This is a genomic window from Mesorhizobium mediterraneum, assembly GCF_002284565.1.
Taxonomy (GTDB): Bacteria; Pseudomonadota; Alphaproteobacteria; order Rhizobiales; family Rhizobiaceae; genus Mesorhizobium; species Mesorhizobium mediterraneum.
The window spans coordinates 44,669-68,101 of sequence record NZ_NPKI01000017.1 but is presented as its reverse complement, the minus strand read 5'-3'; the positions used below and the strand labels follow the sequence as shown (position 1 = coordinate 68,101).

Sequence of the window (23,433 nt, the reverse complement as noted above, 5' to 3'; positions counted from 1 at the left end):
GCCCACGCTAAGATTAAGATCACTTATCGCCCCCGGCCGAAATCTTTTCATCGATCATTCTGATGAAGCCGCGATCTTCGCCAAATGGCCGCGTTTGCGCCCTTTGGCTGTCATTCCTTGCTGCGAAGGCGTCGCGCCGAGGGAAGGACCGCGCCTGGCGTACCGACCAGCGCAACCGGTATTGGCTCCGTGGTGTTCACGGTTCTGGCGATATCGGTAAATCTGCGCGCTACAGCGAGGTGCAAAGACCAGTGGTTTGCGCTTACCCGGCTCTCTGGTCAGCTTTTTGGGCTTTTCTTGATTTATTCAGTGTTTTTCTCGGGCCATGCCCGCTGGTGTCGGAGTCTCCGTCGGAGACAAAGCAGTATGCAAAGATATGGCCCCGATTCTCGTCGGTTACTCGGATCCAATCCTTTTCCCACGTTCGCAGGGTAACATGTCGATTTGTCGACATGGCGGCGGCTTTAAAAGGGCTCGGCGCGTTGACGATACGCACCGAGATCACGTCATCGCCCTCCATTTGTTCGACGAGGTACGTCTGCATGAAGGTCTCCCCAGCCACCACAACCTTAACGTCGGCCAGACAGTTCGGTTGCAGCGTAGCAGAGAGATTTTTGACAAGTGTGACGAACCGTCGAGGCCGCAGCCGGGCCGCTCCGAGAACGCGGTTCTTCAAACCGCCTCAAAATCTGTCTGCGGAGCGCGCACGACCGTAAACCTGAGCAAAGCTAGCGTTGGATCGACCAGGCGGCGCGCAGGTCGTCGGCTTGGGCGGCCCGGACGCCGCAAGCGGTCAGAGCGCATTTGGTTGCGGTTACGAGCGCGGCATTGTCCCTGGCGGTTGTGCCGTCGGCGAGAGTAAAATTGTTCTCGAAGCCGACGCGGACATGGCCGCCCAGCAGCGCACCGGCCGCAACGCAGGCGGTTTCTTCCCGACCGAAGGCGCAGACCATCCAGTGCGCAAAGCGCGGACGATCATGCGCAAGGAAGGGAAGCAGGTCAGTCGGCCGCGAAACCTGTCCTGGCGTGTAGCGGCCGAGCACATAGAGCACCGGAATGTCGTCGAAAGGCACCAGCCCCCGTTGTTGCATGGCGTCTAGGGCCGACGCCTCTTCCGGCGCGTAGAGGATCATCTGAGGGGCGATCCGCTCGCCCTTCAACCACCACAGGAACTCGGCGAAAGCGGTCTCATGGGCGGCGTCTGGCACCAGTTCGCGCAGCGCCAGCGAAACCGCCTCGGGGCGGGTAGCGCGCACCACCGCCATCTGCTCGGCCGGTTGGTATTGGCCGACCGCTTCGCTGGTGATCTGGATGATCAACCGCTCGCCCACCGCATCACGTATCGCTTTCGTCGTCTCGCGATAGGCGTGCGCGTCGAGCAAATGGCCGCCGTCGCGATCGCGGACATGGGCATGGATCATGGCGGCGCCCGCCTCGAGGCAGGCGGCGGCGGTCCGAGCCAATTCCCGGGGGCCGATCGGCAGGGCAGGGTGGTCTCCCTTGCCACGCCGTCCACCATTCGGCGCAACGGCGATCGCAGTGGGCGCTACGAGTCCGGGGCCGGTCATGTCCCTATCGACAGTCATAGACGCAGTCCAATTGTTTCACCATTGCACGCTCTGTAACATATGTTGCATGATAGTTCGCTCCAAATCGCGCCACCGTCAATCGAGGAAAGCATGACACACATCCTGCATCGCCAGATCCATGCGACCCTGCCCGTCGCGGCTGGCGGCAAGGGTATCGAACTCTTGGACCGCGATGGCCGCGCCTATATCGACGCGTCGGGCGGCGCGGCGGTTTCCTGCCTCGGCCACGGCCATCCCGACGTGACGGCTGCGCTTCACGCACAGGCCGACAAGCTCGCTTATGCCCATACCAGCTTCTTCACCAATGAGCCGGCCGAGGCATTGGCCGACAAACTCGTCGCCGGCGCGCCGCAAGGCATAAGCCACGTTTATTTCGTGTCTGGCGGCTCCGAGGCGGTGGAGGCGTCGCTCAAGATGGCACGGCAGTTTTTCGTCGAGACTGGCAGGCCCGAGCGGCGAAACGTCATCGCCCGCCGTCAGAGCTATCACGGCAACACGCTTGGCGCCCTCGCTGCCGGGGGCAATGAGTGGCGCCGCGCCCAATTCCGCCCGTTGCTGATCGACACGCATCATATCGACCCATGCTATGCCTACCGCTACCAGAAAGCCGGTGAGAGCGAGGAGGCCTACGGCCTACGTGCTGCCCAGGCGCTAGAGGACAAAATTCTCGAACTCGGTCCGGACACTGTCATGGCCTTCGTGGCAGAACCTGTCGTTGGCGCGACAGCTGGGGCGGTGCCCGCCGTTCCCGGCTATTTCAGACGCATCCGCGAAATCTGTGACCGCGCCGGAGTGCTCCTCATCCTCGACGAGGTGATGTGCGGCATGGGCCGCACCGGCACGCTGCACGCCTGTGAGCAGGACAGCGTCGCGCCCGACCTGATGACAATCGCCAAAGGCCTCGGCGGAGGCTACCAGCCCATTGGCGCGGTGCTGCTTTCGCGCCGCATCTTCGAGGCTTTCGCCGAAGGCTCCGGCTTCTTCCAGCACGGCCACACCTATATGTGCCACCCGATGGCGTGCGCGGCAGCACTTGCCGTCCAGGAAGTCATCGAGCGGGACAGGTTGCTCGACAACGTCAAGGCGATGGGCGCCGATCTCGCCCGGCGCCTCGGCGAGCGCTTTTCCAACCACGCCCACGTCGGCGACATCCGCGGCCGTGGCCTCTTCATGGGGCTTGAGCTGGTCGAAGACCGTTCGTCGAAGGAGCCGTTCGATCCGAACCGCAAATTAAATGCTCGCGTCAAGCGCGAGGCGATGGCGCGCGGCCTGCTCGTCTATCCCGCGGGAGGCACGATCGACGGCCTGCGCGGCGATCATGTGCTGCTTGCGCCGCCCTTCATCATAGACGCCGCAGCAATCGACGCGGTTGTCGAACGGCTCGGCGACGCGATAGACGCTGCGTTGGCCTAGCGCCAGCGCTCCTCATTCCGGCAGATAGGCCCCGAACGCCTGTAACTCCAGTTCCGTCTCTCTGACACGAGCCGCGGCGGCCGTCCCGCTGCGCGCCAGCATCGTTGCAGCCAGCGCTTCCACGATAGCCATAGCTGCGGTCACCGACGGGAAGAAGGAGGGGCTGTCGGTAGAGAAACGCAAGGTAACGTCGGCATGCCGCGCGATCGGAGCAGCCATGCTGTCGGCGATCGCGACAATCGGGACGCTGTGTCGTTGTGCAGCCTCCACCACCGGCCCGAGTTCACGCGAATAAGGCAAAAAGCCGATCGCGACGACCGCGTCCCTCTTTCCGAGCGCTGCGAGTTCCGCCTCGATCGCACCGCCGTCGCCGCCGAGCAGCGTGATCTCGCGCCGAAACATCCGGCAGAGATAGACGAGCGCGTGGGCAGGCGCACGGCAGCTTCGGAACCCGGCGACGCGTATGTGCTGCGCATTCTCCAGTATCACGCAAGCCCTTGCGATTTCTTCGCTGCCGTTGAACGATTCGGCCGCCGCCAGATTGGCCACCGTCGTCCTCAGCGATTCCGCGAAGATCGCCTCCGACCCGCGCTTGACAAGCGCATCGGCCCTCGCCGCGAAAGGCGCCTTGCCGAAGCGCAACCGGTCCTCGAACGGCTTGCGCAGCGCCGCCCAGTCGCCAAAGCCTAGCCGCCGCGCCAGCCGCACGAAGGTCGTCGGTGTCACCTCTGATCGCGAGGCCAGCACCCGCATGGAAACCAGCGCCACCTCATCGGGATGATCGACCAGGAATCGCGCCGCCTTGCGCAGTTCTGAGCTCAGTTCGGGGAGTTCGGATAGTATGCGTGCCAGAAGCGCGTCGAAACCCATCTCCCGCTTATCCATTGTAACAAGCATTTCCCTTGATTGATAAAGCGCAACAATCGTAGCATGCATTGACGTGCCCTGACACTAAAACACCGGACGGCCGCGACGGCACGCAAAGTACCAAGGGAGAACCAGATGAAACATGCCCGGACTGCACGCCTCGGAGCGCAGATCGCCGCCTTGTCGGCCGCGCTGCTGTTTTCGGCCAGCGCAATGGCGCAGCAGAATTTCGTTACCATCGGGACCGGTGGCGTCACCGGCGTCTACTATGCCGCCGGCGGTGCTATCTGCCGCCTGCTCAACAAGGATCGCAAGACACACGGCATCCGCTGCTCGGTCGAATCGACCGGCGGATCGGCATTCAACGTGAACACGATCAAGGAAGGCGAACTCGACTTCGGCATGGCGCAGTCCGACGTCCAGTACAACGCTTTCAAAGGCCAGGAATCATTCAAGGACGGTGGCGCTCATACCGATCTGCGCGCGGTTTTCTCGATCCATCCGGAGCCGTTCACGGTCCTGGCGCATCCGAATGCCGGCGTGACGAAATTCGAGGACTTCAAGGGCAAGCGCTTCAACGTCGGCAATCCCGGTTCCGGAACGCGCTCTTCCATGGAACGTCTGCTCGGTGCGATGGGCTGGACGTTGGCCGACTTTTCGCTCGCATCGGAGTTGAAGGCCGACGAGCACGGCCCGGCGCTCTGCGACGGCAAGATCGACGGATTCTTCTACGGCGTCGGCCATCCTTCGGCTAACATCCAGGATCCGACGACCACCTGCGGTGCCAAGCTCGTGCCGTTAACTGGAGAAGTGGTGGACAAGCTCGTTGCCGAGAATCCTTACTATGCCAAGGCGATCATTCCGGGCGGCCTTTACGCAAACAATCCCGACGACACCGGGACTTTCGGTGTGCTCGCCACGCTGGTCACTTCGGCCAAGGTTCCCGATGAGAGCGTCTATCAATTGACCAGGGCGGTGTTCGAGAATTTCGACGAGTTCAAGTCGCTGCATCCGGCCTTCGCCAATCTCGATCCGGCCAAGATGGTGTCGGAGGGGAATTCCGCGCCGCTGCATCCGGGCGCTGAAAAATACTTCAAGGAAAAGGGCTGGCTGAAGTAGGCTTCGTGATCTGACGACAGTCCGGCCGGTCCCGTGGACCCGCCGGGGCCATCCGCAACAGGAGGCGTCATGAGCGAAGTGAAGGAACAACCGGCCAGCGTCGATCTCGAAGAGCTCGAACAACTTGTCGCGGAGGCCGATACGGGTGGCCGGCATCCGGGCGGAATAGTCGCTCGAATCCTGCTCTGGGTTGCAGTTGCGTGGTCGCTTTTCCAGCTCTGGTATGCTTCGCCTTTGCCGTTCGTGTTCGGCTTCGGCATCCTCAATGACACGGAAGCGCGCGCCATCCATCTCGGCTTCGCGCTGTTCTTGACCTTCCTCGCCTATCCGGCGCTGAGATCCTCGCCCCGCGATCGCGTGCCAGTGCTCGACTGGGTGCTGGCCGTGGTGGGCGGATTCGCCGGCGCCTACCTCTTTCTCTTTTACGTCCAGCTTTCCGGACGGCCGGGCCAGCCGACCACGCTCGATCTCGTCACCGGCACCGTTGGCATCCTGTTGCTCCTCGAGGCGACGCGCCGCGCGCTCGGCCTTCCGATGGTGGTCGTGGCGTGTGTCTTCATCTTCTACACCTTTGCCGGCCAGTACATGCCGGACGTGATCCAGCATCGCGGCGCTTCGCTCAACAAGTTTCTAAACCATCAATGGCTGACCACCGAAGGCGTCTTCGGAATCGCGCTTGGCGTGTCGACGAGCTTCGTCTTTCTCTTCGTCCTGTTCGGCACGCTTTTGGAGAAGGCAGGCGCCGGCAACTGGATGATGCAGATCTCCATCGCGCTGCTCGGCCATTTGCGCGGTGGTCCGGCAAAGGTCGCCGTGGTCTCATCGGCCCTCAACGGCGTAGTGTCCGGCTCGTCCGTCTCCAATGTGGTGTCGGGCGGCATCTTCACCATCCCGCTGATGAAGCGCACCGGCCTTTCCGGTGTCAAGGCGGGCGCCATCGAGGCCGCGGCCTCGATCAACGGCCAGATTATGCCGCCGGTCATGGGTGCGGCCGCCTTCCTGATGGTCGAGTACGTTGGCATTCCCTATTCGGAGATCGTCAAGCACGCGCTGTTGCCGGCGGTTTTTTCCTACATAGCACTGCTCTACATGGTTCACCTCGAAGCGATAAAGATGGACCTGAAGACGATCCCGCAGCGTCCGACGCCGGCAAGAGAACGAATGCTGCGGATGGGGCTGGGACTGTCGGGCAGCATTCTCGCCGTCTGTATCGTCTATTACGGCATTGTTGCTATCCAGGCTGTCTTGGGCGGGACCGCGCCGCCGGTGCTCGCAGTCGCTGGCGTGGCTCTCTACGTCGCCTCCGTCTGGTATTCCTCCCGCTATCCGGATCTCGCGCTCGACGACCCGAACGCGCCGATCCTGGAACTGCCGCGCGCCTGGGACGTCACGCGGACCGGGCTCGATTTCCTGATCCCGATCGCCGTGCTTCTGTGGTGCCTGATGGTCGAGCAGATGTCGCCTGGCCTCTCGGCATTCTGGGCAACGGTCTCGATCCTCGGTATTGTCGCCACCCGCAAGCCGCTGATGGCGGTATTTCGTAAAGAAAACCTCGTCGCCTCGGTGCGTGCTGCCTGGGACGACCTGATCGACGGGCTGGCGCTCGGCGCCCGCAACATGATCGGCATCGGTATCGCCACGGCCACCGCCGGCATCGTCGTCGGCACGATCACGCTGACCGGTCTCGGCCTGATGATGACGGAGCTCGTCGAGTTAATCTCCGGCGGCAACGTCATCCTGATGCTGATCCTCATCGCAGCGATCAGCCTTGTGCTCGGCATGGGTATCCCGACCACCGCAAACTACATCCTGGTCGCCACGCTGATGGCGCCGGTCGTGGTCGATCTCGGTGCGCAGGCCGGATTGCCAATCCCGTTGATCGCTGTCCACCTGTTCGTCTTTTACTTCGGTATCATGGCGGATATCACTCCGCCCGTCGGGCTGGCGGCCTTCGCGGCGGCGGCGATTTCCAAGGAAGATCCGATCGCCACCGGTTTCCAGGGCGCGCTCTATTCGCTGCGTACCGCGATCCTGCCCTTCGTCTTCATCTTCAACCCGGCGATCCTGCTGATCGGAGTCGACACCTGGCCTCAAACGATCTGGGTGGCGACGGTCTCATTGATCGCCATCCTGCTTTTTTCGGCCGCGACCATGAACTGGTTCGTGACGAAAAGCCGTCTGTGGGAAAGTGCCGCCCTGCTTCTCATCTGCTTCACGCTGTTTCGGCCGGACTGGTGGCTCAACCAGGTGTCGCCGCCTTACGAGGAATTGCCGGCGAGCGAGTTCCTGTCGGCAGTCGGGCAGGCGCCGGCCGACGGCCGCATCAATTTCGTCGTCGAGGGTGTCGACCTCATGGGCGAAGATGTACGCAAGACCGTCAACGTGCCGCTCGGCGAGCCGGGCGAGCCGCTGGAGCGGCTGCGCGGCATCGGTCTTACCATCACGCAAGCGGGCGACGCGCTGATGATCAGCAATGTCGATTTCGGATCCTACGCCAAGCGCATCGGGCTGGATGTCGGATATGACGTGGTGGCGGTGCTCAGAAAGGCCGACCAGCCGTCGAGCCTCATTCCAATCGGCCTGGCGCTTGCTGCGACCGCCGGCGTTGCGGCTCTGCAGTTTGCGCGAGCCCGCAAGCAGGCGGAGGTAGGCGGGGCGACTGGCTAAGTCTGGAACGGTTGACAACAGCTGGCGGCAGGCGCCGGGAAAAACCTCAGTCGGCGGTCAGGACAACCTTGACGCTCTGCGAGCGGTCGGCGGCCAGGCGAAACGCGTCGCGTGCCGAGGAAAGGGGGCGTTCCGCGGTCACCAGCTTCAGGACGTCTATGTCGCCGCCGACGATGAGATCGACCGCCTGGTTGAATTCTGCGCCGAAGCGGAACGTGCCCTTCAGGTCGATTTCCTTGGCCATCAGCGCATTGGCCGCCACCGGGATCTGACCACCCGGAAGATTGCCGACCTGAACGACCGTGCCGCCGCGCCGGACGCTGGCGATCGCCGCCGCGAGGCCCGCTGCGGTGCCTGAGATCTCGAACGCGACATCGATCGCCTTGTCGGCCGCGAGCGCCTTGAGTTCCTCGTCGCCGCCAGACAGGTCGATCGTCCTGTTTGCTCCAAGTTTGCTGGCGAAGGCAAGCGGCGCCTCTGCTATGTCGACGACGGTGAGATCGTCACACCCCTTGAGCCTGGCGGCGAGCATGGTCAAAAGCCCGATGGGGCCGGCGCCGAACAGGATGACGTTGCGGCCGGCGATGTCGCCGGCCCGCGCCACTGCGTGCAGGCTGACGGCGAGCGGTTCGGCGAGTGCCGCCGCCTGGTAGGCGACATCAGGCGGGACCTTGATGCATTGCGCGGGTGTGGCGTCGAACACGCTGGCAAAACCGCCCTGCATGTGCGGCGTTTTCGACGCCGAGCCCATGAAATAGATGTTTTCGCAGAGATTGGCGCGGCCCTCCGCGCATCGCGCGCATTGTCCGCACCAGCGCGACGGGTTGACCGCCACGCGATCGCCGACGGCAAGTCCTGACGCGTCCGCGTTGATTTCCACGATCTCTCCGGCGACCTCGTGGCCGAGCACGAGCGGCGATGTGACGACAAAATCGCCGGTCCGCGCATGCCGGAAATAGTGCAGGTCGGAACCGCAGATGCCGCCTGCGCCGAAGCGCACGCGCACCATTCCCGGTGCGAGGGGGCAGAGCGGGTGCTCGACGACCCGCAGATCCTCAGGGCCGAACAGCGTCGCAGCGACTGCGCTATCGATCATCGGATCAGTCCCATTTGCGTCGGTAGCCACAGCGTGATGGCGGGGATGAAGGTGATCAGGATCAGCGCAACGATCAACGGAACGAGCCAGGGCAGAATTGCCATGGTCGTGCGCTCGACCGACAGCTTGGCGACCCGCGAGAGGACGAACAGCACCATGCCGAGCGGCGGATGGAGGAGACCAATCATCAGATTAAGCGTCATGATCAGGCCGAAATGCACCGGGTTGATGCCGTACACGGCGGCCACCGGCAACAGGATGGGCACGAGAATGGTGATCGCCGCGATCGTATCGAGGAAGCAGCCGACCACCAACATCAGGACGTTCACCAGGATGAGGAAGACCCACTTGTTGTCGGTCAGCGCGAAGATGAAGGTCGAGAATAGCTGTGCCGCTTGGCTGACGGTGAGCAGCCAGGCGAATATCGAGGCGGCCGTGACGATGAAGAGCACGGAGGCCGTCGTCTCGATCGTGTCGAAGCTGGCCTTTGCCAGCGTGCGCAGCGTCATCGTGCGGTAGCGCACCAACCCGAGGAAAAGCGACCAGATCACGGCGGCCATCGCCGCCTCGGTCGGCGTGAACCAGCCCATCGTCATGCCGCCGATCAGGATTACCGGCGTCATCAGCGCCATGACCGCGGAGAAATTGAAATACCAGTCGGCCGCAATCAGCACCAGCAGCGCGATGCCGACCGCGACATTGATGGACAGGCCAAGCTGCACCAGCAGATAGCAGGCGAGCGGGAAGGCAGCCACCACCAGCACCTCGCCGGCAGCTTCGGCGAGCCGTCCAAGCTCGAACGACGTGTCGGAGCCCCAGCCGCGCCTGTAAGCGAAGATGGCGACCGTCACCATCATCAGCACGGTCATCACCACACCGGGCAAGATGCCGGCCATGAACAGCGCGCCGATCGAGACATTCGCCATCATGCCGTAGATGACGAAGGGCAGCGACGGCGGGAAGATCGGCCCGAGCGTGGCCGATGCTGCGGTGACCCCGACGGCCGCCTCGATCGGATAGCCGTGATCCTTCATCGCCTTGATCTCGATCGTGCCGATGCCGGCGGCGTCGGCGAGCGCGGTGCCCGACATGCCAGAAAAGATCACCGATCCGATGATGTTGACCTGCGCCAGGCCGCCCTTCATCCAGCCGACCAGGGCAAGGGCGAAGGCGTAGATGCGCCCGGTGACGCCCGCAATATTCATGAGATTGCCGGCAAGGATGAAGAAGGGAACGGCGAGCAGCGGAAAGCTCTCCACCCCGGCAATCATGCGCTGGGCCGCAATGATGTCGGGCGCGACGCCATAGAGCACGAGGTAGAGCACCGAGGCAGTCGCCATCGACACGGCTACCGGCACGCCAATCAGCATTAGGACAAGAAAGCCTCCGACCAAAAGCAGCATCGCTCAGTCTCCCGCCGTTTCGAACGCACCCGGGCGCTCAAGAACCGAATAGCCGCGCCTGTAGTTGCCGACAAAGACCTGGATCGAGCGCACGAACATCAGCGCGAAGCCTGCCAGGACGGCGTAGAAGAACCAGCGGCGCGGCAGGTTGACGGTGACCATGCGTTCGTGCGCCACGATCGAGACGTAGCGCCACATCAGCCAGGTTCCGTAGGCGAAGAAGACGACACGAATGACGTCGACAGCGAGTGCCAGCCAGCGGCCGACACGCTCCGGCAGGTAATGGTAGAGTACATCGACATGGATGTGACGCGAGACGCGCACGCACATGGCGGCGCCGAGAAAAACGACGACGACCAGCGCGTTGATGGCGATCTCCTCGGTCCAGGCAAGGCTGTTGTTCAGCGCATAGCGGGTGAAGAACTGCAGGAAGACACAGACGACCATGCCCCAGAACACGGCGAGCGTGATCCAGTCCTCGATGCCGTGGTCCGACAGGTCAATGTGTACCGGCACCTCCTCGAAAGCGTGGGCGATCTCTTCGACAGTGATCTCGGCATGGTGTTCCTCGGCCATTGGCGCGGGCTCCCGAAGCTGGTGAGTCGTCAAGGGTTGGAAAGGCCGTCCGGCGCAACGTGGGGCCGGACGGGCGGGCAGGTTAAAGCGGCGAATCCGGTTGCCGCTCTATCCCCTTGTCTGAGCACCTGATTTTCCCGATACTCTACTTGATCGCGCGGATCGCTTCCCAATCGGCCTTGTTGTAGCCAAACTCCTCGAACGTGACCTTCTCAAGCACATTCTTCTCAAAATCGGCACGGTCGATGTCGGTCACGGTGATGCCGCGATCCTTGAACACCTGCACCAGTTCCTTTTCGCGCGCGACGATCTTTGCCGTGGCACGGGCGGCCGCCTCCTGCATCACCTCCGTGAAGATCTGCTTGTCCTCGTCGGAAAGCGAGGCCCAGCGCGACTGCGATACGATCGTGTTGAGGTGATCGACGATGTGTCCGGTGAGCACGATGTGCTTCTGCACCTCGTAGAATTTCTTCGCCTCGATGGTGGTCAGCGGGTTCTCCTGAGCCTCGACTGTGCCGTTCTGCAGGGCCAGATACACCTCGGCGAAAGCGATCGGCGCGGTGTTGGCGCCGCAGGCACGCGGCATGGCGAGATAGGCCGGCACGTCGGGGACGCGCATCTTCAGACCTTGCATGTCGGCGCATTTGGCGATCGGCCGGTTTGAGGTGGTCTGCCGGGTGCCATAATAGGTGGTGGCCGTTATGTGATGGCCGGACTTTTCCTCGTAGCCCTTGGTCAACGCCTTGTAGACGTCGCTTTTGGTGTATTTCAGCAGATGGTCGGCGTCGCGGAAGATGTAGGGGAAATAGGTGACGCCGATCGGCGGATATTCGCGCGCCGCGAAGCTCGACCCGGAGATGATGATATCGACCGTGCCGAGCGTCAGGCCCTGGTTTATGTCTGCTTCCTTGCCGAGCTGCGAGGCCGGATAGACGTCGACGGTGTAGCGGCCCTGAGTGCGCTTCTTAATCTCCTCCGCTGCCCACACGGACTCGGTATGGAAGGGCTCCGACGTCTCATACACGTGGGCCCATTTCAGAGCTGTCTGCGCCGAGGCCGAAGCCAAAGGCATAGCGATCGCTGCGATCGCACCGAGTAGAACTGCGTATTTTCTCAGCATTGTGTTCCTCCCTGAGGTTGGATTTGACTGCTCCGACCGGATCTCCCCCCGGCCGACTGCTAGATATTTTAGTTGAGCATCGGATTTCCCAAAACCGATTCCTGCTTTTGGGTCCGATGCTCTATTCCGCGACCTCCCTGGCCACGGATTTCTCACCGAAATTGCGTGAGAATCTCAGTTGCGACTGACGCAGATGTTCCTGCATGGCGGCCTTCGCCCGTTCGGGCTCGCGCGCCGCGATCGCGTCCCGCACCGCGCGATGCTCCTCCGCGGCGGCCCGCCAGGAATCCCTGTTCTCGAAATAACTCGACAGGCGTTCGAAATATGGGTTCATGCGCTGGTCGAAAAGCTCGCCGATGCAGCGCACCAGGACGGCGTTTCCGAGAATGCCCGCCACCATCGTATGGAACTCGCGGTCGAGCGCGATCGTCGTCTTGGTCGGGTGAGGTATGTCCTCCATCCGGCGCAACACGTCGTCCATATGTTCGATGTCGATCGGCCGAACATGGAGGGCGGCTTCGGCGGCGATCGCCCCTTCGATGAACTCGCGTGCCCGCAACAGCTCGAACGGGCCTTCATCCATCTCTGCAGTCAAAACCTCGGCACGCGGCCGGTCGGTGACGTAGATGCCGGAGCCGACGCGAATGCGTATGCGCCCCTCGACCTCGAGCGCGATCAGCGCTTCACGGACGGTCGGGCGGGAGATGCCAAGCTGATCGGCCAGTTCGCGCTCAGTCGGCAGGCGATCGCCGACTACGAACTCGCCCGCGTCGATCAGTTGCCTGAGCTGATCGGCGATCTGTCGGTAAAGTCGACGCGGTTCAACGGCCTGGATCGGCATTCTCACCCAGTTCTACTTCAACAGAATCATCGGGCTGGTCCCGGATCGGTAAATTGGTCTGACCTATTAATCGAAGGTGCCGCGAAAAAAGCGGAGAGTCAAGCAGCAGAGAACGCCCATGGAACTCATTCTCCGTGACTTTCTTGGAAACGACGGATCGGCCATGGCTGGACGGCAACTCTTGACCTTCCAGCAACTGGAAGGCTTATCGAATGGTTTCGCCGCCAGCACCATCTCCGGGAGTTTCTAGGGGAAGGGCCTGCGACGCGGCGCGTTCAAGGGGGCGGACGAAACAGTCCGTCGCTCTAAGGTCAGTGGAGAGAAAACCGACAGGAGTTCTGCAGTGTTCGTACAGCCCGTCGACTACTTTCTTGCAGTCTGGTTCGTTCTAGCGGCCCTCAGCACGGCTTACGTGGCGTGGGATCAGTTCCGCAACAATCCCGAGCCCGTGGTAATGAAATGGGGCTTCATCCTGGTCACGCTCTATATGGGGCCGCTGGGGTTGCTGATTTACGTGCTGGCCGACAAGGAGCCTCGGCCGGGCGAACACGAGGCGTTCACCAAGCCGCTCTGGAAGCAAGGCGTCGGCTCGACGATCCACTGCGTCGCCGGAGACGCCACCGGCATCATCCTCGCGGCAGCAATCACCGCCGCTCTCGGGCTGCCGATGTGGATCGACCTCATCGTTGAGTATGTTGCCGGGTTCGCGTTCGGCCTGTTTATCTTCCAGTCGCTGTTCATGAAATCGATGATGGGCGGCACCTATTGGGAGAATGTCCGCAAGAGCTTCATGCCAGAGTTCATCAGCATGAATTTCATGATGGCGGGCATGGCGCCGGTCATGAGCTTCCTGATGATGGGCAGCGACATGCGGGCCATGGAACCGACCGAGCTCCTGTTCTGGGGCGTGATGTCGTTTGGCGTGATTGTTGGATTCATCACTGCATATCCTGCCAACGTATGGATGGTGGCCCGTGGCCTGAAGCATGGGCTGATGACCGAACGCAAACCGGAATTCGACAAGGCGAGGGAAGGCAGGCGCGAGCACGCGCATAGCGGCGCGGAAGCCGGGGTAGCGGGGCACCGTCACCACGAGGAAAAGCGCGAGCCTGAACCGACGGGAGATCGACCAAGCCACAGCGCTCACGCGCGCGTTGACGAACACGCTAACCCTGGACATGGCGGCGCGGGCGGCAATCCAGGGGTTGGCCATCATGGATCCGGCCACAGATCGACGCATGGGGGAGCGGGCATCGCTGCCTTTGCGAGGATCGGCCGTCATCCGCTTCATCCTATGCTCGTGCCGCTTCCGATCGGATTTTTCATGGCGGCACTGCTTGCCGACATCGCCTATTGGCTTACGGCTTCGCCGGCAACGGCGAGCGCAGCCACATGGCTGATTGCCGGCGGCGTCGTGACCGGCGCCGTCGCTGCTACCGCGGGTCTGGCCGACTTTTTGGCAAACGCCGAGATTCGCGCGCTCTACCACGCACGCTATCATCTCGTCGGAAACGTCGCGGTTCTGGCGATAGGAGCAGCCAGCCTGTGGTTGCGAAATTCAGTGGGTGAGGCCGATACCGTGCTGCCTTGGGGTCTCTCAATGTCCGCAGCAGTCGTCGCCCTGTTGGCATTCACGGGGTGGCATGGAGGCGAGATGGTCTTTGGCCACGGCGTCGGCATGCAGGCGCATCAGCATGAAGCTGGGCACAGGGTCCGTCGGCAGGGATCTCGATCCGGCCACGGCTCAGCCCATGGCAATGGGGGAGGCGGGTCGCGTGGTCCGCATGGCGGTCACGGGATGGAACCGGATGCAACCGTCCCGCAACTCGCGGCCTTCGGCGGCGTGTCCGTGCTTGCGCTGGCGCTCGGCATGATCGCTCCGGCCAATTGGGTAAACCTCACCCTCAGCGCGCGAGACGTCGGCGGCGCTATCATGCCGCCGGGTATGGTTATGGACCGCGACACGCCGGCTGCAGCGATGCTCGACATGGCCGCCGTGCATCCTCGCCTGGTCACGGCCAGTCATGGCCTGGAGGTACGCGGCGACCGGGAACTGCAAGCCAGGATGGAGAACGGGGTGAAGGTGTTCGACCTTGAAACGTCGGTCATCCGCTGGGCGATCCTGCCTGACGTGAAAGTCGATGCCTATGCGATCAACGGTCAGGTTCCGGGCCCGCGGCTGCATATCCGGCAAGGCGACCGCGTGCGCATCAACGTCACGAACCGCCTGCCGGAGAGCACGACCCTGCACTGGCATGGATTGATCCTGCCGAACGAAATGGATGGCCCGGCCGAGATCACGCAGGAGCCCATCCCGCCCGGCGGCAGCTACCGATATGAATTCACGGCGGGCCAATCAGGGACCTACTTCTATCACTCGCATGACCATGTCGATCGCCAGCAGGCGCTCGGACTCTACGGCGCGCTCATCATCGATCCTGCCAATCCCCAGGACGAGATTGCGGCAGACCACGACTATGTTATTCAGCTTCAGGAATGGCTGATGCGGGAGGGCCTGACCTTTCCGTCGATGCCGATGGACGGTGGGCAGCCGAATTATTTCACGATCAACGGCCGCGCCTATCCTTCGACGGACACGATCAGGATGAAGGTCGGCGAAACTCTGAAGGTACGCTTCATCGGCACCAATAATGGGTTTATCCACCCGATGCACATCCACGGCGGTCCATTCGAAGTTGTCGCCCGCGACGGCGAGACGATCCCGGAGTCGGCGCGTTTCCTTGCCGACACAGTCAACGTCGGACCAGGGCAACGCTACGATGTCGTCTGGCAGGCACGTCGGCCCGGAAAATGGCTGATCCACTGCCATATCGGGCACCATACGACCAACAACAATGTCGAAGAGAAGGGCGGTGGCGGACTGATGGTCGTGATCGATGTGCAATCCTGAAGCCCTTCCGCAAAGCGAAAACATAGATGGATGTGTTTGCCGTATACGGCGGCCTATTTGCTGTTGCCTTCGCCGCGGCGACCATCCTTCCGGCGCAGTCGGAGGCCGCCCTTGCAGGGCTCCTCGCCACGGGTTCCTTCTCGCCCGCAGTGCTGGTTGGTGTCGCCAGCATAGGCAACGTCCTGGGCTCGGCGGTGAACTGGGGGCTTGGTCGAGGGATCGAACGCTTCCGGGACAGGCCATGGTTTCCGCTGCGTCCTGCGATGCTCAACCGCGCAACGAACTGGTATCGCCGTTACGGTAGATGGTCGCTCCTGTTAAGCTGGATGCCGATCATCGGCGACCCGCTGACCGTGGTCGCTGGGGTCTTGCGCGAGCCGCTATGGAGCTTTGTCGCAATCGTCGCCCTCGCGAAGGTTTCGCGTTATCTGGTCGTCGCCGGGGCGGTGCTGAACCTGATGTAAAACCGGAATCGCGGACATCGCAGCGCCGCTTTTTGCGCGGGCCATAAACAGGCCATACAAAAATGTATGAAAAATGTGGTGGCACATGGCGGCTTCGAGCAATACCGTCCTTACAACAACCTTCACTTTTGGTTGCACTGCAGCAAACTGGTCGAGGGCGGCCTTGACAAATCAGCCGAACAATTGTCGGAAGGGTTGATGAGGACTCTTGGTCGATTCACGATCCTAGGAAACGCACCGCTCCGAGCAATGCTGGCGGTTTTGTTCCTGGTCATGTCGGCTCTTCAGCCTGGTCTGTTCGCCACAGCCAATGCCACGGGTTTTCACGCCGGGGTGCATCTCCAGGCCGAGACAGCCGCACACGATATGGGCGATCACGGCGCCACGGCGGACGACGCGGACACATCGGAGCATCATCACGGCGCCAAGCAATCCGCCGACAAGAGCTGTGAAGCCCATTGCGCGCCGGCAAATGCCGTGCCGGTCGACTGCCCTGACTTGGAGCATGTTGTCTCCCGTTGCTTTGCGCCCGTCGTTGCCGTCACTTTGCCGCTTGGCGAATACACAGCGCTCATAAGGCCCCCCAAACATCTGAACTGACGCGCCCTTTCGGGGCGTTCGCGCGCAGCGTCGGGAATCCGTTCCCGCGCGGCCAAACGCATACGTCATGTTTCAGGTCTACAATGAAAATCGCAAGCTCCGCGATGCTCGCATCGCTGTTAGTTACCGGATGTGCGGCAACCACGCCGCCGGACATCCTTCCCGCCTTCAATCCGGCCGATCCCGCAATGGGCGTCCGTGATGTGCACTACCACCCGGTCGTCGTCGACTATCGCCACCGGGAGCCAGTCGATCCGCGGAATTGGCGGCGTCTCAATCAAGAACGTTCTCCCGTGAACCCGGGAGCCGGATCATGACGCGCCGGTTCCTGACCATAGCTGCAGTGGTGACCATTCCGCTGATCGCAGCCGGATGCACGACCAGCGGGGTCCTTGATGGCATCTCGGCCCCGATGGCCGGCTTCACGACAGTTGCGGCGCGTGCCGAGTCCGTGACCGGCAAGAAAACCGTATGGGTGCAATCCAGCGAGGAAGCGCGGACGGCTTCAGAGCGCGTGAAGCGCCTCGTCCAGAAGAAGACAATCGGCCCGGACACCGCGGTGCAGGTCGCCTTGCTCAACAACAAGGGCCTGCAGGCCGCCTACGCCGAGATCGGTTTGTCGGCGGCCGACATGTGGCAGGAGACGATGCTCGTCAATCCGACGATCTCCGTCGGCATGATCGGTGTCGATCCCGTGCGGACGATTGAAGGAGCGGTGGTCAGCAACATCCTTGCGCTGGCGACCCACAAGCGGCGCGTCGCAGTCGCGGATGCACGTTTCCGTCAGGCCCAGCTCCGCGCCGGCGAAGAAACGCTACGACTGGCTGCGGATACGCGGCGGGCCTGGATCAATGCTGTCTCGGCCTGGGAGAGCGTTTCCTATCTGAACAAGGCGCAAGCCGCCGCCGACTCTGCCTCCGAACTCGCTCAAAAACTTGGAGAGACGGGTGCCTTCACAAAGACCGGCCAAGCCCGCGAACACGTCTTTTATGCCGAGATCACCGGTCAGGCGGCGGAAGCGCGGCTCGCTGCCCGGACTGCCAAGGAAGAGCTCACCCGGCTGATGGGTCTATGGGGACCGGACGTCGATTACTCGGTCCCCAACATGCTTCCAGCCCTGCCCAAAGGGGCCAAGGCCAAACGCGCGATCGAGGCTGAGGCGCTAAAAAATCGCGTCGATCTCGAGATCGCGAAACTTGAGCTGGAGGCGCTGGCGAAATCCTACGGTCTGACCGAGGCGACGCGCTACGTCAGCGACCTGGAACTACTTTCCGGCGTCGAGGTGGAACGCGAGGAGTCGGAGGAGGGCGGAACGGAGACGAGTGTCTCACCCACTCTCGAGCTCGAGCTCGTCATTCCGATTTTCGATACCGGCAAGGCACGCATGCGCAAGGCCGAGCTTGCCTACATGCAAGCCGCAAACCGGTTCGCGGAAAAGGCGGTCAACATCCGGTCGGAGGCGAGATCCGCCTATGACGCCTACCGTTCGACCTACGACATTGCCCGGCACTATCGGAACAATGTTGTGCCGCTGCGAACAAAGATCGAGGCGGAGTCGGTCCTCACCTACAACGGCATGATCACCAACACGTTCGAGCTGCTGGCGGACACACGCGCGAAAATCAGCTCGATCATGCTTTCCCTCAACGCCAAGCGCAATTTCTGGCTGGCCGATGTCAATCTCGGAACCGCCATCCACGGCGGCGGCGCGAGCGCGTCCGGGGGCGGCGACGCACCGGCCGCGGCCGAAGCAGGCGCCGAAGGCCACTGAATTCAAGGAGAAGAAAAATGCTTTCAAGACGTCAGTTGTTAGGCGCGGGAGCCCTGCTCGCCGGCGCCACTGCATGGACCAAAACGTCCGCGATGGGGCTGCCCGACGCACCAATCATGGAGTCCCCTGATATGCAGCCTCCGATCTTCCCGACGAGCGGACCGGACTACCAGCCGGTCGTGACGCTCAATGGCTGGACCCTTCCGCATCGCATGAACAGCGGCGTGAAGGAGTTCCACCTCGTGGCCGAGCCGGTCGAGCGCGAGATGTCGCCCGGCATGACTGCCTATCTCTGGGGCTACAACGGTCAATCTCCCGGCCCGACCATAGAGGCGGTTGAGGGCGACCGAGTCCGCATCTTCGTAACAAACAAGCTGCCGGAGCATACGACGATCCATTGGCACGGCATGATCCTGCCCAACGGCATGGACGGCGTGACCGGTCTTACCCAGCCCGGGATCCCGCCCGGCAAGACCTTCGTCTACGAGTTCGACCTCGTGAAGAGCGGCACATTCATGTACCACCCGCACGCCGACGAAATGGTCCAGATGGCGATGGGCATGATGGGCTTCTTCGTCATTCATCCCAAAGACCCGAAATTCATGCGCGTGGACCGCGATTTCGTGTTCCTGCTGAACGCCTTCGATATCGAACCGGGGTCGTACGTCCCGCGCATCATGGAGATGACGGATTTCAATCTCTGGGGTTGGAATAGCCGCGTCTTTCCGGGGATCAGTCATCTTCCTGTGGCGAAAAACGACCGGGTCAGGGTTCGCGTGGGCAACCTGACCATGACCAATCATCCGATCCACATGCATGGTTACGACTTCGAGGTGACCTGCACCGATGGCGGCTGGGTCCGGCCGGAGGCGCGGTGGCCGGAGGTGTCGATCGACATTCCCGTCGGCGCCATGCGGGCATATGAGTTCGAAGCCAAATACGAGGGCGACTGGGCAATCCATTGCCATAAGTCGCACCACACAATGAACGCCATGGGCCACGACGTGCCCACGTTCATCGGCGTCGACAACTCGAAAGTCACCGACAAGATCCGCCGGGTCCAGCCAGAATACATGGCCATGGGTGACCGCGGTATGGCCGACATGGGCGAGATGGAGATGCCACTTCCCGACAACACGATTCCGATGATGACCGGCTGGGGCCAATTCGGCGCCATCGAGATGGGCGGCATGTTCTCAGTTGTGAAGGTTCGCGAGGGTCTGGCCTCGAACGATTACGCCGATCCGGGATGGTACCAGCATCCGGAGGGAACCGTGGCTTACGAGTGGAAGGGGGATGTCCCCGCTCCGACGAAATCAGGCGACGCAAAAACGATGGCCCCGGCAGCGCACGGCGGTCACGGCAAACAGGGATGAGAAACCGAAACCCCTCAACCTCAACAATGAGAGAAAGTGCAGCATGAAACGTATAATCGCAGCGGCCGTTTTGATGGCGGTCAGTTCGGGAGCAGCTCTTGCCGGTGGAACCCATGCCGGAGGCCATGGCGACAAAGCCGCCACAATGCCGATCGGCAGCCCTGGCGAGGCTAGCAAGGCAAAACGGTCCATCAACATCTCGATGTCGGAGAAGGACGACGGAAAAATGTTGTTCCAACCGGCCGTCCTCAAGGTGAAGAAGGGCGAGACCGTTCGCCTGAAATTCATCAACAAGGGCCAAATCGATCACGAGTTCGTCATGGACGTCCACGACGGAATTATGGAGCACAAGGCGCTGATGGAGAAATTCCCCGAGATGGAGCACGCCGATCCCAACGCGATCCGGCTGGCGCCCGGCGCCAGAGGCGAGATCATCTGGACGTTCGCCAATGCCGGCGAATTCGGCTTCGCCTGCCTGGTCCCGGGCCACTACGATTCCGGCATGAAGGGCGACATCACCGTCGCCAACTGACTGCTAAACCGCAAAGGAAGCTAATCATGACACTATTGGTAAAGGCTCTCTCGGCACTCGCGCTCGTGCTCGCCATCGGCGGGAGCGCGCTTGCGCAGGAATACGTGAAGGGCGAAGTCATCAAGGTCGACGCCAAACAGAAGAAGCTGACGATCAAGCACGAGCCGCTGACCAATCTCGACATGCCTGCGATGACGATGGTGTTCGTCGTCGCCGAGCAGGGCCTGCTCAAGAAGGTCAAAACCGGTCAGGCGATCGAGTTCACAGCCGACCGCGTCAACGGACGCATCACGGTCACCGGCATCAAGTGATCCGGGACTGGTGCCGCGGGTTGAAAAATCCGCGGCGCCGGAGGTTTTCGCAAGCGATCCGGCGCGACAGTTTGCAAGGTGATGAGTTCCAAGGCGCTTTTCGCCTGGGACCGTGTTGTCGATCCAGTGCACGGATGTTGAGACGTCAGACCCCAGTACCTGGCCGGTGGAAAGGCCGCGTCGCCGACTAAGGGCACCAGGCCGAAAAACCCGCCGTCAAAACCTCACTGAGACATCGCTTCGGACGCCATCGCGGGCAGAAGCAAACTGGCCAAAAGGTCATCAACGCTTGGCGCACCAAGCCAGATGAGAGATTAGCATTATGAAAATTCTCTTAGTCGAAGACGACGAACAAATCAGCCGTTACATCGAAAATGGACTGAGCTCTTCCGGCCATGTGGTCGATGTCCTGACAGACGGGCGCGATGCTTTGCTTGTCGGACTGCGCGAACCCTATGACGTCGCCATTGTGGATCGGATGCTGCCTGGCCTCGATGGCTTGTCGCTCGTGCGGGGTCTTCGAGGCGCCGGCGGAAAGGTGCCAGTGATTTTCCTGACGGCAGTGGGCGGTGTCAACGATCGAGTTGAGGGATTGGAGGCAGGTGCGGACGATTACTTGATCAAGCCTTTTGCATTCTCCGAACTCCTGGCTCGGGTCAATGCTCTGCAAAGGCGCCCTCCGATCACCGCCGAAAAGGCAAAGCTGAAGGTGGCTGATCTGGAATTGGATCTCTTCAGCCGCCTCGCCACCCGCGGCGGAACGACGATCGAATTGCTCCCTCGGGAGTTCGCGCTGCTTGAACTCCTGATGCGTAACGAGGGCCGCATACTGACGAAGACCATGCTCCTTGAGCGGATCTGGAACTTCAACTTCGACCCACAAAGCACCGTGGTGGAAACCCATATTAGCCGACTGCGGGCGAAGATCGACAAACCATTTGATGTTCCGCTCCTGCGTAACACACGCAATACCGGCTACACCATTCATGGCCAACGCTAGTATCGCGAGAAGTACGTCGATCCGCCTTGCCGCGTTCTACATCTCCCTGTTTCTGCTTTCGTTCCTTGGAGCCAATTTCGTCGCTTACAACATGGTCGCCGCCTATCTTTACGAGCGGCTGGATTCCAATGTGACGGAGCGGTTCCGGGAGATTTCTTTCGCCTATGACGCGAACGGTGTCGATGGTGCTGCCGCCATGATCCGAAGCCATGGCCCGGCAATCAGGGGACAGGAGACGCTTTACACACTGAAGGATTCCGACGGCGACTTCCTGGCTGGCAACATTGATATTTCCAACGTCCCGCCGGGATTTTCTACGCGCGCACCGACAAGCCACGAGGCGGCGCTCAACAACTACCGGCTCTACCGGAAGAACCTGGACGGCTACGACCTAACCGTCGGCGTAAGCTATGACGACACCGATCGCTTGCGCGGCATCGCGCTTGTCAGCTTCGGCTGGGGAACGGCGATCGTACTTGCGGGAGGGCTCGGCGCGGGCGCGGTGTTGGCCTTCCGCACACGGCGGCGTATTGCTGGACTGTCGCGCGCTATGAAGGCCGTCGGCGCTGGCGAACTCGCTACCCGCCTGCCACTCTCCTTGCGCGGCGATGACATCGACATACTGGCAGCTGAGATAAATGTCGCGCTTGCACAGCTACAGGCCAACGTCGCGGCGATGACGCAGGTAACGACGGACATCGCGCACGATCTCAAGACGCCGATCGGTCGGCTGTTTCTAACGCTTGAGGCCGCTTCCGAAAGCAAAGACCAAACGGCCATCAGATCGCTCATCGAAAAAGCTATGGGCGAAGTTTCGCATATAGCCGGCACGTTCGAGGGCTTGCTGCGCATCTCGCAAATCGAGTCCGGCGCACGCCGTTCGCGATTTGCGCAGGTGAACGTTTCGGAGTTGGTCGCCGAAATCTACGATATCTATAGCCACATCGTCGAGGACGCCGAGCGTTCGCTGGTTCTGTCCAGTGACAGCCGAAACACGGCCTCATTCATATGGGGCGATGCCGATCTGCTGAAGCAGATGTGCGTAAATCTTATCGTCAATGCAATGCGCCATACACAACGAGGAGCCCGGATTGCGATCGGTGTCACGACGCAGGCGAATCGCTGCGCAATCGTCGTCAGCGACAACGGACCGGGCATCCCGGCGGCGGAGCAGCTGAAAGTGTTCAAGCGCTTCTATCGCCTGGAAAAGAACAGGACCACCGAAGGGACAGGGCTCGGCCTAAGTCTGGTCAAGGCCATATCGGATATGCACGGCGCGACAATTTCCCTGGGCGACAACAGGCCCGGCTTAATCGTGGAAACAGAGTTCCCGCGTAAACTATGAAAGCGTTTGAGGTTAGTCACGTGAACGGATGGTTCATATCGCCTGTGACGAAACTACAAATATTCAATAGTGGTTCGATCAGACCAGAGTTCGCATACCCGCCACGAAGGGAAATCGCCCGTTCCGGGTAGCGTGGTATAGCCGGCGGTATTGGTCGCCAGGTCCGGCGTACGCCGGCGGATGCGCGCCTACGGCACTGACTTTCTATATTCTGGGTACGGACCTGCCTGCGCATCAGCGGCTATGTCTGATACGATATCGCCGGCGAAAACCTCAGCTCCGACGTCGTTGGGACAGTTGTCATAAGCGGGCCGTTCGCAAGACAGATGCACGCTCACGGACCGAGCTCGCCACCTTGCGCGTCTATGCTCAAATCAAACACTACCCTTCCCTCGGTGACGCTGCGACCACATCACGACTGATGACAGCATT

21 protein-coding genes are annotated in these 23,433 nt (G+C 61.6%); 13 read left to right on the top strand and 8 right to left on the bottom strand.

Going from position 1 to position 23,433, the window contains the following annotated elements; genetic code table 11:
• Positions 1 to 262: 262 nt before the first annotated feature.
• Positions 263 to 544, bottom strand: coding sequence for a hypothetical protein (locus CIT25_RS14280; RefSeq protein WP_164759353.1), 282 nt, complete (start codon positions 542 to 544; stop codon positions 263 to 265).
• Between the two features lie 184 nt (positions 545 to 728).
• Positions 729 to 1,586 (bottom strand): beta-keto acid cleavage family enzyme, encoded by an 858-nt coding sequence (locus tag CIT25_RS14275; protein WP_245329850.1) that lies wholly within the window; start codon positions 1,584 to 1,586, stop codon positions 729 to 731.
• Positions 1,587 to 1,679: 93 nt separating this feature from the next.
• On the opposite strand from CIT25_RS14275, the gene CIT25_RS14270 reads away from it, so the two are divergent.
• Positions 1,680 to 3,002, top strand: coding sequence for an aspartate aminotransferase family protein (locus CIT25_RS14270; RefSeq protein ID WP_095485551.1), 1,323 nt, complete (start codon positions 1,680 to 1,682; stop codon positions 3,000 to 3,002).
• A gap of 12 nt (positions 3,003 to 3,014) precedes the next feature.
• Here CIT25_RS14270 and CIT25_RS14265 read toward each other — a convergent pair whose 3' ends face one another.
• On the bottom strand, positions 3,015 to 3,887 hold the full coding sequence (locus CIT25_RS14265) for a MurR/RpiR family transcriptional regulator (RefSeq protein WP_158302553.1): 873 nt from the start codon (positions 3,885 to 3,887) through the stop codon (positions 3,015 to 3,017).
• Between the two features lie 117 nt (positions 3,888 to 4,004).
• On the opposite strand from CIT25_RS14265, the gene CIT25_RS14260 reads away from it, so the two are divergent.
• On the top strand, positions 4,005 to 4,988 hold the full coding sequence (locus tag CIT25_RS14260) for a TAXI family TRAP transporter solute-binding subunit (RefSeq protein ID WP_095485192.1): 984 nt from the start codon (positions 4,005 to 4,007) through the stop codon (positions 4,986 to 4,988).
• A 165-nt stretch (positions 4,989 to 5,153) separates the two neighbouring features.
• Positions 5,154 to 7,655, top strand: a complete 2,502-nt coding sequence (locus CIT25_RS14255; protein ID WP_164759354.1) for a TRAP transporter permease — start codon at positions 5,154 to 5,156, stop codon at positions 7,653 to 7,655.
• A 46-nt stretch (positions 7,656 to 7,701) separates the two neighbouring features.
• Here CIT25_RS14255 and CIT25_RS14250 read toward each other — a convergent pair whose 3' ends face one another.
• From CIT25_RS14250 to CIT25_RS14230, 5 genes are all read right to left on the bottom strand, one after another.
• Complete coding sequence (locus tag CIT25_RS14250; protein WP_095485190.1) at positions 7,702 to 8,751, bottom strand: L-idonate 5-dehydrogenase; 1,050 nt, start codon at positions 8,749 to 8,751, stop codon at positions 7,702 to 7,704.
• The gene (locus CIT25_RS14245) at positions 8,748 to 10,154 is read right to left on the bottom strand and encodes a TRAP transporter large permease (RefSeq protein WP_095485189.1); all 1,407 of its coding nucleotides are present in this window, start codon (positions 10,152 to 10,154) and stop codon (positions 8,748 to 8,750) included. The genes CIT25_RS14250 and CIT25_RS14245 overlap by 4 nt, the downstream gene beginning before the upstream one ends.
• Before the next feature lie 3 nt (positions 10,155 to 10,157).
• A complete protein-coding gene (locus CIT25_RS14240; protein WP_095485188.1) occupies positions 10,158 to 10,730 on the bottom strand; it encodes a TRAP transporter small permease in 573 nt (190 codons plus the stop codon).
• A 145-nt stretch (positions 10,731 to 10,875) separates the two neighbouring features.
• On the bottom strand, positions 10,876 to 11,850 hold the full coding sequence (locus CIT25_RS14235; protein WP_095485187.1) for a sialic acid TRAP transporter substrate-binding protein SiaP: 975 nt from the start codon (positions 11,848 to 11,850) through the stop codon (positions 10,876 to 10,878).
• A 121-nt stretch (positions 11,851 to 11,971) separates the two neighbouring features.
• Positions 11,972 to 12,691, bottom strand: a complete 720-nt coding sequence (locus tag CIT25_RS14230) for a FadR/GntR family transcriptional regulator (protein WP_095485186.1) — start codon at positions 12,689 to 12,691, stop codon at positions 11,972 to 11,974.
• Positions 12,692 to 12,809: 118 nt separating this feature from the next.
• Here CIT25_RS14230 and CIT25_RS38100 point away from each other — a divergent pair, with 118 nt between their 5' ends.
• From CIT25_RS38100 to CIT25_RS14175, 10 genes are all read left to right on the top strand, one after another.
• Complete coding sequence (locus CIT25_RS38100) at positions 12,810 to 12,941, top strand: hypothetical protein (protein WP_280953364.1); 132 nt, start codon at positions 12,810 to 12,812, stop codon at positions 12,939 to 12,941.
• A 93-nt stretch (positions 12,942 to 13,034) separates the two neighbouring features.
• Positions 13,035 to 15,602 (top strand): multicopper oxidase domain-containing protein, encoded by a 2,568-nt coding sequence (locus tag CIT25_RS37515; protein WP_158302552.1) that lies wholly within the window; start codon positions 13,035 to 13,037, stop codon positions 15,600 to 15,602.
• 26 nt (positions 15,603 to 15,628) lie between these two features.
• Positions 15,629 to 16,066, top strand: coding sequence for a YqaA family protein (locus CIT25_RS14215; RefSeq protein WP_095485185.1), 438 nt, complete (start codon positions 15,629 to 15,631; stop codon positions 16,064 to 16,066).
• A gap of 66 nt (positions 16,067 to 16,132) precedes the next feature.
• Entirely contained in the window at positions 16,133 to 16,666 is a 534-nt protein-coding gene (locus CIT25_RS14210; protein ID WP_095485184.1) for a hypothetical protein, read from the top strand.
• Between the two features lie 313 nt (positions 16,667 to 16,979).
• Positions 16,980 to 18,437: a TolC family protein gene (locus tag CIT25_RS14200; RefSeq protein WP_095485182.1), complete on the top strand. Its 1,458-nt coding sequence runs from the start codon at positions 16,980 to 16,982 to the stop codon at positions 18,435 to 18,437.
• A gap of 17 nt (positions 18,438 to 18,454) precedes the next feature.
• Positions 18,455 to 19,813: a multicopper oxidase family protein gene (locus CIT25_RS14195; RefSeq protein WP_095485181.1), complete on the top strand. Its 1,359-nt coding sequence runs from the start codon at positions 18,455 to 18,457 to the stop codon at positions 19,811 to 19,813.
• 43 nt (positions 19,814 to 19,856) lie between these two features.
• Positions 19,857 to 20,345: a cupredoxin domain-containing protein gene (locus tag CIT25_RS14190; RefSeq protein WP_095485180.1), complete on the top strand. Its 489-nt coding sequence runs from the start codon at positions 19,857 to 19,859 to the stop codon at positions 20,343 to 20,345.
• A gap of 26 nt (positions 20,346 to 20,371) precedes the next feature.
• Positions 20,372 to 20,656: a copper-binding protein gene (locus tag CIT25_RS14185; RefSeq protein WP_095485179.1), complete on the top strand. Its 285-nt coding sequence runs from the start codon at positions 20,372 to 20,374 to the stop codon at positions 20,654 to 20,656.
• 322 nt (positions 20,657 to 20,978) lie between these two features.
• Entirely contained in the window at positions 20,979 to 21,656 is a 678-nt protein-coding gene (locus CIT25_RS14180; protein WP_095485178.1) for a response regulator, read from the top strand.
• Between the two features lie 91 nt (positions 21,657 to 21,747).
• Complete coding sequence (locus CIT25_RS14175) at positions 21,748 to 23,001, top strand: sensor histidine kinase (protein ID WP_245329849.1); 1,254 nt, start codon at positions 21,748 to 21,750, stop codon at positions 22,999 to 23,001.
• The last annotated feature ends 432 nt before the right edge of the window (positions 23,002 to 23,433 follow it).

Bases quoted from the DNA above. Each gene is read 5' to 3' on its own strand.
- CIT25_RS14280 (WP_164759353.1), bottom strand. From the start codon at position 544: ATGCAGACGTACCTCGTCGAACAAATGGAGGGCGATGACGTGATCTCG.
- CIT25_RS14275 (WP_245329850.1), bottom strand. From the start codon at position 1,586: ATGACTGTCGATAGGGACATGACCGGCCCCGGACTCGTAGCGCCCACT.
- CIT25_RS14270 (WP_095485551.1), top strand. From the start codon at position 1,680: ATGACACACATCCTGCATCGCCAGATCCATGCGACCCTGCCCGTCGCG.
- CIT25_RS14265 (WP_158302553.1), bottom strand. From the start codon at position 3,887: ATGGATAAGCGGGAGATGGGTTTCGACGCGCTTCTGGCACGCATACTA.
- CIT25_RS14260 (WP_095485192.1), top strand. From the start codon at position 4,005: ATGAAACATGCCCGGACTGCACGCCTCGGAGCGCAGATCGCCGCCTTG.
- CIT25_RS14250 (WP_095485190.1), bottom strand. From the start codon at position 8,751: ATGATCGATAGCGCAGTCGCTGCGACGCTGTTCGGCCCTGAGGATCTG.
- CIT25_RS14245 (WP_095485189.1), bottom strand. From the start codon at position 10,154: ATGCTGCTTTTGGTCGGAGGCTTTCTTGTCCTAATGCTGATTGGCGTG.
- CIT25_RS14240 (WP_095485188.1), bottom strand. From the start codon at position 10,730: ATGGCCGAGGAACACCATGCCGAGATCACTGTCGAAGAGATCGCCCAC.
- CIT25_RS14235 (WP_095485187.1), bottom strand. From the start codon at position 11,850: ATGCTGAGAAAATACGCAGTTCTACTCGGTGCGATCGCAGCGATCGCT.
- CIT25_RS14230 (WP_095485186.1), bottom strand. From the start codon at position 12,691: ATGCCGATCCAGGCCGTTGAACCGCGTCGACTTTACCGACAGATCGCC.
- CIT25_RS38100 (WP_280953364.1), top strand. From the start codon at position 12,810: ATGGAACTCATTCTCCGTGACTTTCTTGGAAACGACGGATCGGCCATG.
- CIT25_RS14215 (WP_095485185.1), top strand. From the start codon at position 15,629: ATGGATGTGTTTGCCGTATACGGCGGCCTATTTGCTGTTGCCTTCGCC.
- CIT25_RS14210 (WP_095485184.1), top strand. From the start codon at position 16,133: ATGAAAAATGTGGTGGCACATGGCGGCTTCGAGCAATACCGTCCTTAC.
- CIT25_RS14200 (WP_095485182.1), top strand. From the start codon at position 16,980: ATGACGCGCCGGTTCCTGACCATAGCTGCAGTGGTGACCATTCCGCTG.
- CIT25_RS14195 (WP_095485181.1), top strand. From the start codon at position 18,455: ATGCTTTCAAGACGTCAGTTGTTAGGCGCGGGAGCCCTGCTCGCCGGC.
- CIT25_RS14190 (WP_095485180.1), top strand. From the start codon at position 19,857: ATGAAACGTATAATCGCAGCGGCCGTTTTGATGGCGGTCAGTTCGGGA.
- CIT25_RS14185 (WP_095485179.1), top strand. From the start codon at position 20,372: ATGACACTATTGGTAAAGGCTCTCTCGGCACTCGCGCTCGTGCTCGCC.
- CIT25_RS14180 (WP_095485178.1), top strand. From the start codon at position 20,979: ATGAAAATTCTCTTAGTCGAAGACGACGAACAAATCAGCCGTTACATC.
- CIT25_RS14175 (WP_245329849.1), top strand. From the start codon at position 21,748: ATGGTCGCCGCCTATCTTTACGAGCGGCTGGATTCCAATGTGACGGAG.